Annotated in this window: 10 protein-coding genes; 6 read left to right on the top strand and 4 right to left on the bottom strand. The window is 66.9% G+C overall.

Annotated features, from left to right (window positions below; genetic code table 11):
• Positions 1–203 precede the first annotated feature (203 nt).
• The 3 genes from AGI3411_RS02525 to AGI3411_RS02515 all read right to left on the bottom strand — a co-directional run bounded on the left by AGI3411_RS02525 (position 204) and on the right by AGI3411_RS02515 (position 3,164).
• Complete coding sequence (locus tag AGI3411_RS02525; protein WP_129525848.1) at positions 204–1,232, bottom strand: DctP family TRAP transporter solute-binding subunit; 1,029 nt, start codon at positions 1,230–1,232, stop codon at positions 204–206.
• A 79-nt stretch (positions 1,233–1,311) separates the two neighbouring features.
• Positions 1,312–2,610: a TRAP transporter large permease gene (locus AGI3411_RS02520; protein ID WP_129525847.1), complete on the bottom strand. Its 1,299-nt coding sequence runs from the start codon at positions 2,608–2,610 to the stop codon at positions 1,312–1,314.
• On the bottom strand, positions 2,607–3,164 hold the full coding sequence (locus tag AGI3411_RS02515; protein ID WP_129525846.1) for a TRAP transporter small permease: 558 nt from the start codon (positions 3,162–3,164) through the stop codon (positions 2,607–2,609). The genes AGI3411_RS02520 and AGI3411_RS02515 overlap by 4 nt, the downstream gene beginning before the upstream one ends.
• Before the next feature lie 362 nt (positions 3,165–3,526).
• Between AGI3411_RS02515 and purL the strand changes: the two genes are divergently transcribed.
• Positions 3,527–7,576, top strand: a complete 4,050-nt coding sequence (gene purL / locus AGI3411_RS02510) for a phosphoribosylformylglycinamidine synthase (RefSeq protein ID WP_129525845.1) — start codon at positions 3,527–3,529, stop codon at positions 7,574–7,576.
• Between the two features lie 109 nt (positions 7,577–7,685).
• Here purL and AGI3411_RS02505 read toward each other — a convergent pair whose 3' ends face one another.
• Positions 7,686–8,612, bottom strand: coding sequence for a LysR family transcriptional regulator (locus AGI3411_RS02505; protein WP_129525844.1), 927 nt, complete (start codon positions 8,610–8,612; stop codon positions 7,686–7,688).
• Between the two features lie 222 nt (positions 8,613–8,834).
• On the opposite strand from AGI3411_RS02505, the gene AGI3411_RS02500 reads away from it, so the two are divergent.
• Genes AGI3411_RS02500 through AGI3411_RS02480 form a run of 5 tightly spaced genes read left to right on the top strand, consistent with a single transcriptional unit; the run spans position 8,835 to position 13,580 of the window.
• Positions 8,835–9,995, top strand: a complete 1,161-nt coding sequence (locus tag AGI3411_RS02500; RefSeq protein WP_129526120.1) for an ABC transporter substrate-binding protein — start codon at positions 8,835–8,837, stop codon at positions 9,993–9,995.
• Between the two features lie 30 nt (positions 9,996–10,025).
• Complete coding sequence (locus AGI3411_RS02495) at positions 10,026–10,541, top strand: thiamine pyrophosphate-binding protein (protein ID WP_129525843.1); 516 nt, start codon at positions 10,026–10,028, stop codon at positions 10,539–10,541.
• A gap of 13 nt (positions 10,542–10,554) precedes the next feature.
• A complete protein-coding gene (locus AGI3411_RS02490) occupies positions 10,555–11,151 on the top strand; it encodes a thiamine pyrophosphate-dependent enzyme (protein ID WP_129525842.1) in 597 nt (198 codons plus the stop codon).
• A gap of 31 nt (positions 11,152–11,182) precedes the next feature.
• A complete protein-coding gene (locus tag AGI3411_RS02485; protein WP_129525841.1) occupies positions 11,183–12,613 on the top strand; it encodes an aldehyde dehydrogenase family protein in 1,431 nt (476 codons plus the stop codon).
• Between the two features lie 52 nt (positions 12,614–12,665).
• A complete protein-coding gene (locus AGI3411_RS02480; RefSeq protein WP_129525840.1) occupies positions 12,666–13,580 on the top strand; it encodes an NAD(P)-dependent oxidoreductase in 915 nt (304 codons plus the stop codon).
• The last annotated feature ends 43 nt before the right edge of the window (positions 13,581–13,623 follow it).

Here is a 13,623-nt window from a genome sequence, read left to right as displayed (position 1 = left end):
AAACAGTGTCTGACACCCGTACGGCAAGCCCCGCAGACTTGCGCCATTGCTCCCCGGGTGTCTGACACTCCCCCCAAGAAACCCAAAAAATTACGGGCGCCAGCTTTTGGCCGGCGCCCGTTGGTGGGCGGGATCTGGCGTCCCTGCCTCGGTTGGCGGCTTGCGCCGCCGGTTCCCCTGGGGCTTGCAGTGTTCTTGCGGGCTTACTTCTTACGGTTGGCGATCGACTTCTCGGCCAGGTTCACCAGGTCTTCGCCGATCTGCTTCTTCCACTTGTCGTAGACGGGCTTGGTGGCTTTCACGAAGGCGTCGTGGTCGGCCTGCGACAGCGAGGTCACCGTGACGCCGTGGCCCTCGATTTCCTTCAGCAGGGACGGGTCTTCGGGCGTCACGCCTTTGCGCGCGATCACGATCTGCTGTTTGCCGGCGTCCAGCGCGGCCTGGCGCACGATGTCGCGGTCCTTTTCGGACCAGGAGTTCCAGACTTCGCGATTGACCACGAAGACCAGCGGATCGGCCACGTAGTTCCACAGGGTCAGGTACTTCTGGCCCACGGTGTAGAGCTTGGAGCCGGTATAGATGGACAGGGGATTTTCCTGGCCGTCCACGGCGCCGCTGGCCAGCGCGGGCTGAGCGTCGGCCCAGCTCATCTGCGTGGGGTTGGCGCCCAGCGCGGTGAACGTGTCGATGTACAGCGGCGAGCCCACCACGCGCAGCTTCATGCCCTTCATGTCCTCGGGCTTCTTGATCTCGTGCTTGGAGTTGCTGAGCTGGCGGTAGCCGTTTTCACCCCAGGCCAGCGGCACCACGCCGGCCTTCTCGATGAGCTTGAACATTTCCTTGCCCACGTCGCCCTGCACCAGCGAATCGATGGCGGCATAGTCGGGCATCAGGAAGGGCAAGGAGAACAGGTTCAGCTGCTTGACCTGCGGCGACCAGTTGATGGTGGAGCCGACGGCCATGTCGATCACGCCCTGGCGGATGGCGGTGAACTCGCGGGTCTGGTCGCCCTGGACCAGCGAGGTGCCGGGATAGACCTTGATATTGATGCGGCCTTGCGTGCGCTCGCGCACCAGGTTCGACCAGATTTCAGCGCCCTGGCCCCACGGGAAGGTGGTGCCGACGACGATGGAGAGCTTGTACTCGGGCTTGTAGTTCTGCGCATGCGCGGGCGCCATGCCCACCACTGCCGCGGCGCACAGGGCGGCGCCGATCAGGTTGCGGAATTTCATGTTGCGTCTCCTCTCTTTGCAAGTCTTTCTGTTGTTGTGTAATGCGTACGCGTAACGCTTGGGGCGGGGGGGCGCCCGTTCAATAGCCCAGCTTGTGAGGCAGCCACAGCGCCAGCTGCGGGAAGGCCAGCACCGCGACCAGCACCAGAAACATCGCGCCCAGCAGCCACACCACCCAGCGCACGGTGGACTCCATGGGCACCCGCGCGATGCGGCACGACACCATCAGGTTCACCGCCAGCGGCGGGGTGAACTGGCCCAGCGCCACCTTCAGGGTGAGGATCACGCCGAACCACACCGGATCCCAGCCATAGGCGTTGGCGATGGGCATGAGCAGCGGCACGAAGATCAGGAAGATGGAGATGCCGTCCAGGAACATGCCCACGGTCATCAGCAGCAGGATCAGCAGCGCCAGCACGCCCCATTCGCCCAGGCCCGAATTGACGATGGCGTGCGTGATGGGGTCGATCACGCTGAGGGTGGACAGCGCCCAGGCGAAGATGCCGGCCAGCGTCACGACCAGCATGATGACGGCGGACAGTTCGGCCGCTTCGCGCAGGATGGTGAAGAGGTCGCGCAGCTTGATGGTGCGGTGGATGAATATGCCGACGAACAGACCGTAGAACACCGCGACCACGGCGGCTTCCGTGGGCGTGAACCAGCCCATGCGCATCCCGCCCAGGATCAGGACCGGCGCCGCCAGGCCCCACGAGGCCTCACGCAGGCTGGTCCAGAAGGGCGGGCGCGGCAGGTGCGATTCCAGCGCGCCCATCTTGTGCTTGCGGGCCAGCCATACGGCCGGGATGATCAGCGCCAGGCCGGCCAGGATGCCGGGCACCATGCCGGCGGCGAACAGGGCGGGCACCGAGGCCCCGGGCACCAGCACCGAGTAGATGATGAAGGCGACCGACGGCGGGATCAGGATGTCCGTGGCGGCGCCGGCTGCCACGACGGCGGCCGAGAACGAACCGGGATAGCCGGCGCGCGACATCGCGGTGATCATCACAGCGCCCACGGCCGCCGCGCATGCCGGGCCGGAGCCGGAGATCCCGCCCAGGAACATGGCGACCGCGATCGACACCAACGGCAGCATGCCCGGACCGCGTCCGACGATGGCGATCGCGAAGTCCACCAGCCGCTTGGCCACGCCGGAGCGGTCGAAGATCGACCCCACCAGCACGAACATGGGGATCGCCAGCAGCGGGTACTTCGCCAGGCCCGCGTAGAAATTCTGCGGCACGGTCAGCAGGCCATACCAGGGCGTGTCCAGGTTGGACAGCACGATGGCCACGGTGCCGCCCAGGCCCAGCGCCACGCCGACCGGCACGCCGATCAGCATCAGGACGATGAAGACGGTGAAGAGGATGCCCGCGATCATGGACGTTCCTGGGAAGCCGTGCCGGCGGGGAGGGGCGCGCGCGCGATGCGGCGGATGATGCCGATGGTGCGCAGTGAAATCGACGCGGCCATGACCGGCAGCCAGATCGAATACCACCAGGTCGGCACGCCGATCGCGGGGGAGGTCTCTTCGTAGACGTATTCGTCGACCACCAGCTTGACCGACAGCACGGTCAGCAGCAGGAAGAACGCCAGGACGCAGCTATTGGAAATCAGCGCCAAGATGCGCTGGCGGCGCGGCGAGCCGGAGTCCGCCAGGATTTCGATGCGGATATGGTGGTTGCGCACGAACGCCACGCTGCCGCCCGCCATGGTCAGGACGATCAGCAGGAATACCGAGATTTCTTCCGTCCATGCGAACGACTGGTCGGTGAAGTAGCGCACCAGCACGTTCAGGAAGGTAATGATGGCCAGGGTCGCCAGCAGGATCACGGCCAGCCAGTCCTCGATGGCCAGCGGCACTTTTACGGCGGGATCGGTTTCTGCGGGGATGATCGGTTCGACGGGCTCGACGGGGGCTTCGGGGCGGGACATGTGAGGCAACGGCCAGCGCGCGGGTCGGCGCTTTGCTTTTTATTTGTTGGGTGGCTGCATCCTACCGTCGCGTCGTGGGGGCGGAAGTTCGTGTTTTCCCGCGGTGCGGGATCGCTGCAACATGATGCGACGCACCATAAACGTGCCGGATCACCCGCCAGCTTGAGATGTAAAGGCAGAATCCATAAAGGAATCAAGCCGAATATTGCGTTGCACCATCATTGTGTCGCCGCGCTGGAATTCTTTTGTAACAATGGCCGAAATCGGACGTTCGCGGGCGGATTGAACGGCGGCTCCGGGAAAACCCCCTAAACGGGTAAAATCACGTTTTGCTCCTCTCTTCCTTATACGGCGCCCGCATCGTGTCCCTAGTTCAGCATCTGCCTGGTTCCTCCGTCCTGTCCTCCTTTCGTCGCGAACGCCTCCTGGCGCAGTTGAAGGAAGCCGGCCTGCCGGTGGCCGACATATCCGCCCGCTACGAGCACTTCGTCAGCACCGACGCCGCCCTGACGGCCGAGCAGCAGCAACAGTTGACCCAGTTGCTGGACTACGGCACGCCCGCCACGGGCGAAGCGCCGGCCAAGAGCCTCGCGCTGCTGGTGATCCCGCGTCTGGGCACGATTTCCCCGTGGGCCAGCAAGGCCACCGACATCGCCCACAACTGCGGCCTGTCGTCCGTCCACCGCATCGAACGCGGCGTGCGCTATGTGATCACGCCGGAACGCGGCCTGCTGGGCGCCAAATCTTTCGACGACGCCATGCTGGCGCGCGCGGCCGACTGCCTGCACGACCGCATGACCGAAACCGTGGTGGACGCCAGCTTCGACGGCCAGGCGCTGTTCCAGGCGCTGGCGGGCAAGCCCATGCGCACCGTGGACGTCCAGGCGCGCGGCGCCCAGGCGCTGGTCGAGGCCAACTTCACGCTGGGCCTGGCCCTGTCGGACGACGAAATCGAATACCTGGCCAAGTCCTTCGCCGATCTGGGGCGCGACCCCACCGACGTGGAACTGATGATGTTCGCGCAGGCCAACAGCGAGCACTGCCGCCACAAGATCTTCAACGCCGAATGGGTGATCGACGGCCAGGAACAGCCCAACACGCTGTTCGGCATGATCCGCGCCACCCACAAGGCGCAGCCGGCCGGCACGGTCGTCGCCTATTCGGATAACGCCGCCATCATGGAAGGCGGCCCCGCGCAGCGCTTCCAGGCGGGCGTTCCCGGGGTGACGGGCGAGGGCGCCGACGGCGCCCGCTACATCCGCCGCGACACCGTCGTGCACACCCTGATGAAGGTGGAAACGCACAACCACCCGACCGCGATCGCGCCGTTCCCCGGCGCCTCGACGGGCGCCGGCGGCGAGATCCGCGACGAAGGCGCCACCGGCCGCGGCTCCAAGCCGAAGGCCGGCCTCACGGGTTTCACCGTGTCGCACCTGCGTTTCGACGACGCCGTGCAGCCCTGGGAAGCCGACCACCACGGCCTGCCCGAACGCATCGCGTCGCCGTTGTCCATCATGATCGACGGCCCCATCGGCGGCGCCGCGTTCAACAACGAATTCGGCCGGCCCAACCTGCTGGGGTATTTCCGCTCGTTCGAGCAGACCGCCGGCGGTACGCGCTGGGGCTACCACAAGCCCATCATGATCGCGGGCGGCCTGGGCAGCATCGATGCCGGCCTGACGCACAAGGAAGTCATCCCCCCCGGCGCGCTCCTGATCCAGCTGGGCGGCCCGGGTTTTCGCATCGGCATGGGCGGCGGAGCCGCGTCCAGCATCAGCATGGGCAGCAACTCGGCCGAACTGGATTTCGATTCCGTCCAGCGCGGCAACCCCGAGATCGAACGCCGCGCGCAGGAAGTCATCGACCGCTGCTGGCAGCAGGCCGAGAACAACCCCATCATCGCGATCCACGACGTGGGCGCGGGCGGCCTGTCCAACGCCTTCCCGGAACTGGTCAACGACGCTGGCCGCGGCGCCATCTTCGATCTGAAGCGCGTGCCGCTCGAAGAGTCCGGCCTGTCGCCCGCCGAAATCTGGAGCAACGAATCGCAGGAACGCTACGTCCTGTCGATCCTGCCCAAAGACCTGGAACGCTTCGACGCCATCGCGCGCCGCGAACGCTGCCCGTACGCGGTGGTGGGCGTGGCCACCGAAGAGCGCCAACTGCGCGTGGTGGACGGCGAGGGCCTGCCCGGCCTCGACACGATCCGCCCGCAAGGCGAAGCCGAGGTGCGCCCCGTGGACGTGCCGATCGACGTGATCCTGGGCAAGCCGCCGCGCATGACGCGCGACGTGAAGCGCCTGCCCGGCGTGTCCGCGCCGCTGGACCTGGCCGGCATCGACCTGACCGAAGCCGCCTACCGCGTGCTGCGCCACCCCACGGTGGCCAACAAGTCCTTCCTGATCACGATCGGCGACCGCACGGTGGGCGGGCTGTCCAGCCGCGACCAGATGGTCGGCCCGTGGCAGGTGCCGGTGGCCGACTGCGCCGTGACGCTGGCCGACTACGAAGGCTTCCGCGGCGAAGCCATGTCCATGGGCGAACGCACGCCGATCGCCATGCTGGACGCCCCGGCCTCGGGCCGCATGGCGGTGGCCGAAGCCCTGACCAACCTGGCGGCCGCGGACGTGGCGCGCCTGGAAGACATCAAGCTGTCGGCCAACTGGATGGCGGCCTGCGGCGTGGACGGCCAGGACGCCGCGCTGTACGACACCGTCTCCGCCGTCAGCGAACTGTGCCAGGCGACCGGCCTGTCGATTCCGGTCGGCAAGGATTCCCTGTCCATGAAAACGTCCTGGGAACAGGACGGCGAGCAGCGCCAGGTGGTGGCGCCGGTGTCGCTGGTCGTCACGGCGTTCGCGCCGGTGGCCGACGTGCGCGCCAGCCTCACGCCGCAGCTGCGCACCGACGCCGGCGACAGCGTCCTGATCCTGATCGACCTGGGCCGCGGCCGCCACCGCATGGGCGGCTCGATCCTGGCGCAGACCTACAACCAGGTCGGCGAAACCGTGCCGGACATCGACGCGCCGCAAGACCTGCGCGCGTTCTTCGTCACGATCCGCACCCTGGCCGAGGCCGGCACCATCCTGGCCTATCACGACCGCTCCGACGGCGGCCTGTTCGCCACGCTGACCGAAATGGCTTTCGCCGGACGCACCGGCATCTCGGTGAACCTGGACATGCTGACCTTCGATCCGCAATCGGCGGATTGGGGCGACTACAAGATCCGCCCCGAACAGGTGGCGGTGCAGCGCGAAGAACTGACGCTGAAGGCGCTGTTCTCGGAAGAAGCGGGCGCCGTGATCCAGGTGCCGGCCTCGCAGCGCGACGCCGTCATGCAGGTGCTGCGCGGCGCGGGCCTCTCGGCCCACTCGCACGTCATCGGCGGCCTGAACGGCGCGGACGAAGTGGAGTTCTACCGCGACGGCAAGAAGGTCTGGGGCCAGCCGCGCGCCGATCTCGGCCGCGCCTGGAGCGAAGTGTCCTACCGCATCATGGCCCGCCGCGACAATCCGGCCTGCGCGCAGGCCGAGCTGGATGTCTGGAACGACGCCAAGGACCCGGGCATGAGCCCGAACGTCGCCTTCGATCCGCAGGAAGACGTGGCCGCGCCCTTCATCAACACCGGCAAGCGTCCGCGCGTGGCGATCCTGCGCGAGCAGGGTTGCAACAGCCAGGTGGAAATGGCCTGGGCGTTCGACACCGCCGGCTTCGAAGCCATCGACGTGCACATGACCGACCTGCTGTCCGGCCGCGTGGACCTGGCACAGGCGCAGGGCCTGGTGGCCGTGGGCGGCTTCAGCTATGGCGACGTGCTGGGCGCGGGCGAGGGCTGGGCGCGCACCATCCGCTTCAACAGCAAGCTGTCCGATCAGTTCGCCGCGTACTTCGCGCGTCCCGACACCTTCGCGCTGGGCGTGTGCAATGGCTGCCAGATGATGGCCGCGCTGGCGCCGATGATCCCGGGCGCCGAGCACTGGCCGCGCTTCACGCGCAACCAGTCGGAAAAGTACGAAGCGCGCCTGTCCATGGTTGAAGTGGCCAAGTCGCCGTCGATCTTCTTCGCCGGCATGGAAGGCGCCCGCGTGCCGGTCGCAGTGGCTCACGGCGAAGGCTATGCCGACTTCTCGCAGCAGGGCGACGCCGGCCGTGTGCTGGCCGCTGCCCGCTTCATCGACAACGCGGGCCGTGCCACCGAGGCCTATCCGTTCAACCCCAATGGCAGCCCGGACGGCCTGACCTCGGTCACCACCGCGGACGGCCGCTTCACGGTCATGATGCCGCACCCGGAACGCGTGACCCGCAACGTCATGATGTCGTGGGCGCCCGAGAAGTGGGGCACCGCCGATACCGGCGGCGCGTTCAGCCCCTGGATGCGCATCTTCCGCAACGCCCGCGTCTGGCTGAAATAAGGCCGCCCGGCAGCCGGGGCTGATGCCCCGCGCCTGCCTGGAACGCCCCGCCGCCTGGACCTCGTGTCCGGCCCGGCGGGGTTTGTGTTTTCGGGTCCTGGAGCCGCGCCTATTTTTTCTGCGGCTTCAGCGATTTCATGAACCGCTGCGCCCGCGTGACGGCGTCGTGGGCCTCGGCCGCGAGCGCGGCGACGAAGCGCTGCGCCGCGAGGCTGAGCGGGCGGCGCGGATGATTCACCACCACCAGTTGCCGCTGCATGTCGGCGTGGATCCGGCGCACCGACAGGGCCCCGGCGTCCAGCTCGTGCGCGATCGCGCTGATCGGCAGGATGGTGGCCCAGGCGCCTGATTTCACCAGCTCCAGCGTCGGGGTCAGGGCATCCATTTCGAGGCGCGGGCGCGCCGCCGGGCCGCGCTTCTTCAGCACCGGATCGATGATCGCGCGCAGGCCCTGGCCCAGCGTAGGCACGATCAAGGCGTCGATGGACAGGTCGTTGAATTCCACGCTGCGCAACGGGCTGTCCGACGCCGTGACCAGCACCAGCTCCTCGCTGACCAGCGGCGCCGTTTCCAGGCTGCGCACCGGTTGGATCAGGTTGACGATGGCCACGTCGAGCTCGCCCGCATCCAGCCGTTCCACCAGCCCCGCGCTGTAGGCCTCTGTCAGCCGGATGGTCACGTCGCGGTTCTCGGCGCTGTAAAGCGCAAGCGCCCGCGGCACGATGCTTGCGCCTAGCGACGGCACCGTGCCGATCCGGATCAGGCCCGACGTGCCGCCGCTGAGATCCAGCATGCGCTGGCGCACGCTTTCGACCTCCTTGGAAAGCGGCAGCAGCATCTTGTAGAGATCGGCCCCCGCGGCCGTGGGCGTAACCCCCCGGCTCGAGCGTTCGAACAGCTGGACCTTCAGGGTTTTTTCCAGCTTGGCCAGTTGCGTGCTCAGGGCGGATTGGACGATGCCCAGCTCGGCGGCCGCGCGCGTCATGCCGCCGTTGCGATACAGGCAGAGAAAGCACTCGATCTGGCGTAAATCCATAGTGTGTGGCGTGGGTTGGCGATACCGGATTATAGGGATCGGAAACCGCGGCCGGCGCCCTTTCTAGGGGTAAACGATATGATCAAAATAGATCGTATGTGAATATATTATTAAAAATAGAGATGGCTTTGGCGATCCTGCGGCAAAGCCGACACAGCGAGGAGACAAGACGTGGAGACCAGGACGAAAGTGTTAGGTGCCGTCGCGTTGGCGGTAGTCGGCATGTGCGGGGCGGGAGGCGCGTCCGCGCAGAGCGACAAGGTGAAGATCGCCTTTGTCACCGACATGAGCGGGCCGTATTCGGACTTCGATGGCGCGGGCGGGCTGGACGCCATCCGCATGGCGGTTGCCGATTTCGGCGGCAAGGTGCTGGGCAAGCCGATCGAGATCCTGTCGTCCGACCATCAAAACCGGGCCGACATCGCGTCGAACCGCGCGCGCCAGTGGTGGGACCAGGACAAGGTGGACCTGGTGATCGGCGGTTCGAATTCGTCGGCCTCGCTTGCCATCAGCACGATCGCCGCCGAGAAGAAAAAAGTCTTCATCAGCGCCGGCGCGGGCGCCGACAGCCTGACCGAGGAAGCCTGCACGCCCTACACGGTGCGCTACACCTATTCCACGTCGGCGCAGGCCCGCGGCACGGCGGCGGCCATGGTCCAGCAGGGCGGCAAGAGCTGGTTCATGCTGACCGCCGACTACGCATTCGGCTATTCGCTGGAAAAGGCCAGCATGGACGTGGTCCAGGCCAGCGGCGGCTCGGTCTCGGGCTCCACGCGGCATCCGCTGAACACCTCGGATTTTTCGTCCTACCTGATGAAGGCGCAGGCCTCCAAGGCGCAGGTGCTGGGGTTGGCCAACGGGGGCGGAGACCTGATCAATTCGATCAAGACGGCCAAGGAGTTCGGCGTCAGCGACAAGATGCGCCTGGCTGGCCTGATGGTGTTCATCACCGATATCCACAGCCTGGGCCTCGACACCACGGGCGGCATGTACCTCACCGACGGCTGGTACTGGGACCTGGACGAGCGTTCGCGTGAATTCAGCAAGCGCTTCTACGAACGCAACAAGAAAATGCCGACGACTTTCCAGGCCGGCGACTATTCCGCCGCCACGACCTACCTGAAAGCGGTGGAGCGCGCCGGCACCACGGACGCGGACGCGGTCATGAACGCGCTGAAGTCCATGCAGATCGACGACATGTTCACCAAGGGGTACATCCGGGCCGACGGCGCCATGGTCCACGACATGTACCTGATGCAGGTCAAGACGCCGTCGGCTTCCAAGGGCGAGTGGGACTACTACCAGAAGGTAGCCACGATCCCGGGCGAAGAGGCCTACGCGCCGACCAAGCCGGGCGTCTGCAAGCTCAAGGCGAAGATCTGAACTTCATCCACACACCAAAGGCAGGGAATCATGGCAGAGAGTTGGCCCGAGTTGGTCTATCGAAACTTGAAAGAGGCCGGGATTACGCAGATGGCGTACGTGCCCGATGCGGGGCATAGCCAGCTGATCAAGCTGTTCGAGGCGGATCCCGAGGTGGAGGCGGTATCCCTCACCACGGAAGAAGAGGGTGTGGCCATGCTGGGCGGCGCCTGGCTCGGCGGCGCCAAGGGCGTGCTGCTGATGCAGTCCAGCGGCGTCGGCAACTGCATCAACATGCTGGCGCTGATACAGGAATGCCGCATGCCGTTCCTCTGCCTGGTCACCATGCGCGGCGAATGGGGGGAATTCAATCCGTGGCAATGCCCCATGGGCCAGTCCGCCGAGGCCGCGCTGCGCGGCGCCGGCGTGTACGTGCAGCGGGTGGAGCAGGGCGACGACGTGCCCGAAACGGTGCGCGCCGCCAGCCTGCTCGCGTTCAACTCGAACCGGCCGGTCGCCGTGGTGATTGCCCAGCGCATCCTGGGCATCAAGAACTTCAGCAAGTAGGACGGGCAACGATATGAACGCGACAGCGACGATGAACCGGCGGGCGGCGGTGGCCCGGATACTCGAAAAGCGAGGCGACGCCCTGGTGGTGGCCAGCCTGGGCAATCCCACGTATGACACCTCGGCCGCGGGAGACGACGACCGCAATTTCTATGTGTGGGGCGCGATGGGCGGAGGTTGCATGGTGGCGTTCGGCCTGGCGCTGGCGCAACCGGCGCGCCAGGTGCTGGCCTTCGTCGGCGACGGCGAAATGATGATGGGACTGGGGGCGCTCGCGACGATCGGCGTGCGCGCGCCGTCGAACCTGAAAATCATCGTGATCGACAACGAGCACTATGGCGAAACGGGCATGCAGGCCGCGCACTCCGGGCGCGGCGTCGACATCGCCGGGGTGGCGCGCGCCTGCGGCATCGCGGACTCGGCCACGCTGCGCGACGAGGCCGAACTGGCCGACCGGATCCCCGGCCTGAGCCAGCCCGGGCTGCAGTGCCTGGTGTTAAAAGTGTCTTCGGCGCCGGAGCCCGGCAGCCTGCCATCGCGCGACGGCCCCTACCTGCGCTCGCGCTTCCGCGAGGCGGTGCTGGGCAAGGGCAAGGGCGGCCACGCATGATCAATCAACGATTCATGACCAGGAGCAGACAGTGACGCAGAAAGCGAACTACATCGGCGGCGCATGGGTGGAAGGCGGCACCGCGCTGGAGAACCTCAACCCGGCGGACCCCCAGGACGTGATCGGCCAGTACGCGTGCGCGGACGAGGCGCAGATGCGGCAGGCGGTGCAAGCCGCCCGCGCGGCCGCGCCCGGCTGGGAACGCAGCACCACGCAGCTGCGCAGCGACATCCTGTTCCGCGCCGCCAATGAAATCCTGGCGCGCAAGGAAGAGCTTGGCGCCCTGGTATCGCGCGAGGCCGGCAAGACGCAGGCCGAGGGGATCGGCGAGGTCATGCGCGCCGGCCAGATATTCCAGTTCTTCGCCGGCGAGGCGGTGCGCTACGGCGGCGAGAACCTGCCGTCCGTGCGTCCGGACATCGGCGTGCAGATCAGCCGGCATCCGGTCGGCGTGGTGTCGATGATCACGCCCTGGAATTTCCCTATCGCGATTCCGGCCTGGAAGATGGCGCCGGCCCTGGCTTTCGGCAACACCCTCGTGCTCAAGCCGTCCGAACACACCCCCGGCGCGGCCTGGGAACTCTTCGCCATCCTGGAGCGGGCGGGCCTGCCGGCGGGCGTGGCCAACCTGGTCAACGGCGAAGGCGCGGCGGCGGGCCGGGCGCTGCTCGACGGCGTGGACGCGGTGAGCTTCACGGGCAGCGTCGCCACCGGCCGCAAGATCGCCGCCGGGGCCTCCGAGCGCATGATACGGGTGCAACTGGAGATGGGTGGCAAGAATCCCCTGGTGGTGCTGGACGATGCAGACCTGGACGTGGCCGTGGAATGCGCACTGAACGGCGCCTTCTATTCGGCGGGCCAGCGCTGCACGGCTTCCAGCCGGCTGATCGTGGCCGACGGCATCCACGACCGCTTCGTGCAGGCGCTGACGGACCGGATGCGCAAGTTGACGGTGGGCGACCCCCGCACGGCCGGCACCCAGATCGGCCCGGTCATCAATGCCGCCCAGCTGGAAAAGATCCTGGGCTATATCGAGCTGGGCCGCGCCGAAGGCGCCACCCTGGCCGAAGGCGGCAAGCGCGCCGAGGCGTCCACCGCGGGCCACTTCCTGCGTCCGACCCTGTTCACGGAAAGCAGCAACGCCATGCGCATCAACCGCGAGGAGATCTTCGGCCCGGTGGCCGCGGTGATCCGGGTGTCGGGATACGACGAGGCCCTGGAGGTCGCCAACGATACGCCCTTCGGGCTGTCGTCGGGGATCTGCACCACCTCGCTCAAGTTCGCCAACCACTTCCGGCTGAACGTGCGCAGCGGCCTGACGATGGTGAACCTGCCCACCGCGGGCCTGGATTATCACGTGCCGTTCGGCGGCGTGAAGGCGTCCAGCTTCGGCCCCCGCGAACAGGGACGCTATGCCGTGGATTTCTACACCTCCACAAAGACCGCCTACATCGGCTATTGATCAATCGCGCCACATCGCCGGCGCTCGATTGCCGGCACGAGAGGAGACAGGCATGGAAAAGATCGGTTTCATCGGTTTGGGGCGCATGGGCAAGCCCATGGCGCTGAACCTGCGCAAGGCGGGGTTCGAACTCGTGGTCCTGGACATCAACAAGCAGGCCATGGAAGAACTGGCCGTAGCGGGGGCGGCGCTGGGCAAGGATGTGGCCGACGTGGCGCAACGCTGCGGCATCATCGTGACGATGCTGCCTTCGTCCAAGGAGGTCGAGCAGGTCGCCCTGGGCGGCGGCGGGATCTTCGAGAGCGCGGTCCGCGGCAGCCTGCTGATGGACATGAGCACCATCGACCCGCTGGCGACCGACCGCCTGCAGGAGCAGGCGCTGGCGCATGGCATGACGGTGGTGGACGCGCCCGTCGGACGCCTGGCCGAACACGCCGACCGGGGCGAATCGCTGTTCATGGTGGGGGCGAGCGACGCCGACTTCGCCCGGGTCAAGCCGCTGCTGGACGCCATGGGCACGACCACCTACCACTGCGGCCCGGTGGGGGCGGGCGGCCGCACCAAGCTGGTCAACAACTATGTGGCGGTCACGCTGTGCCAGGTCAACGCCGAGGCGCTGGCGCTGTCGCAGCGCTTCGGGCTGGACATTACCAAAACCCTGCAGGTGCTGTACGGCACGTCCGCCTCCAACGGCCAGCTGCGGATGAACTTCCCCAACAAGGTGCTGGTCGGCGACACCACGCCGGGCTTCACCATCGACCTGGCCCATAAGGATATGTCCCTGATTGTTGGCGCGGCGCATGCGGCCAGGGTGCCGATGCCGGTGGCGGCGGCCGTGCACGAATCGTTCAGCCTGGCCCGGGCGGGGCAGTTCGGCGGAATCGACTTCTCCGGCATCGCCGACGCCATCTGCCACTTCGCCCAGATCGAGAAGCCGCGCGTGCCGGAGGGCTGGAAGCCGGCCTGAAAAGGGGGGCGGATAACGGCGTGTAACTCAATGAGATATTTAA

Source organism: Achromobacter agilis (assembly GCF_900496965.1).
GTDB classification, from domain to species: domain Bacteria; phylum Pseudomonadota; class Gammaproteobacteria; order Burkholderiales; family Burkholderiaceae_B; genus Achromobacter; species Achromobacter agilis.
Note: the sequence above shows the minus strand (reverse complement) of the source record. Positions and strands in the feature narration are given on the sequence as shown.

Excerpts from the sequence above, each read along its gene's own strand:
- AGI3411_RS02525 (WP_129525848.1), bottom strand. The coding sequence starts at position 1,232 with ATGAAATTCCGCAACCTGATCGGCGCCGCCCTGTGCGCCGCGGCAGTG.
- AGI3411_RS02520 (WP_129525847.1), bottom strand. The coding sequence starts at position 2,610 with ATGATCGCGGGCATCCTCTTCACCGTCTTCATCGTCCTGATGCTGATC.
- AGI3411_RS02515 (WP_129525846.1), bottom strand. The coding sequence starts at position 3,164 with ATGTCCCGCCCCGAAGCCCCCGTCGAGCCCGTCGAACCGATCATCCCC.
- AGI3411_RS02505 (WP_129525844.1), bottom strand. The coding sequence starts at position 8,612 with ATGGATTTACGCCAGATCGAGTGCTTTCTCTGCCTGTATCGCAACGGC.
- AGI3411_RS02500 (WP_129526120.1), top strand. The coding sequence starts at position 8,835 with ATGTGCGGGGCGGGAGGCGCGTCCGCGCAGAGCGACAAGGTGAAGATC.
- AGI3411_RS02495 (WP_129525843.1), top strand. The coding sequence starts at position 10,026 with ATGGCAGAGAGTTGGCCCGAGTTGGTCTATCGAAACTTGAAAGAGGCC.
- AGI3411_RS02490 (WP_129525842.1), top strand. The coding sequence starts at position 10,555 with ATGAACGCGACAGCGACGATGAACCGGCGGGCGGCGGTGGCCCGGATA.
- AGI3411_RS02480 (WP_129525840.1), top strand. The coding sequence starts at position 12,666 with ATGGAAAAGATCGGTTTCATCGGTTTGGGGCGCATGGGCAAGCCCATG.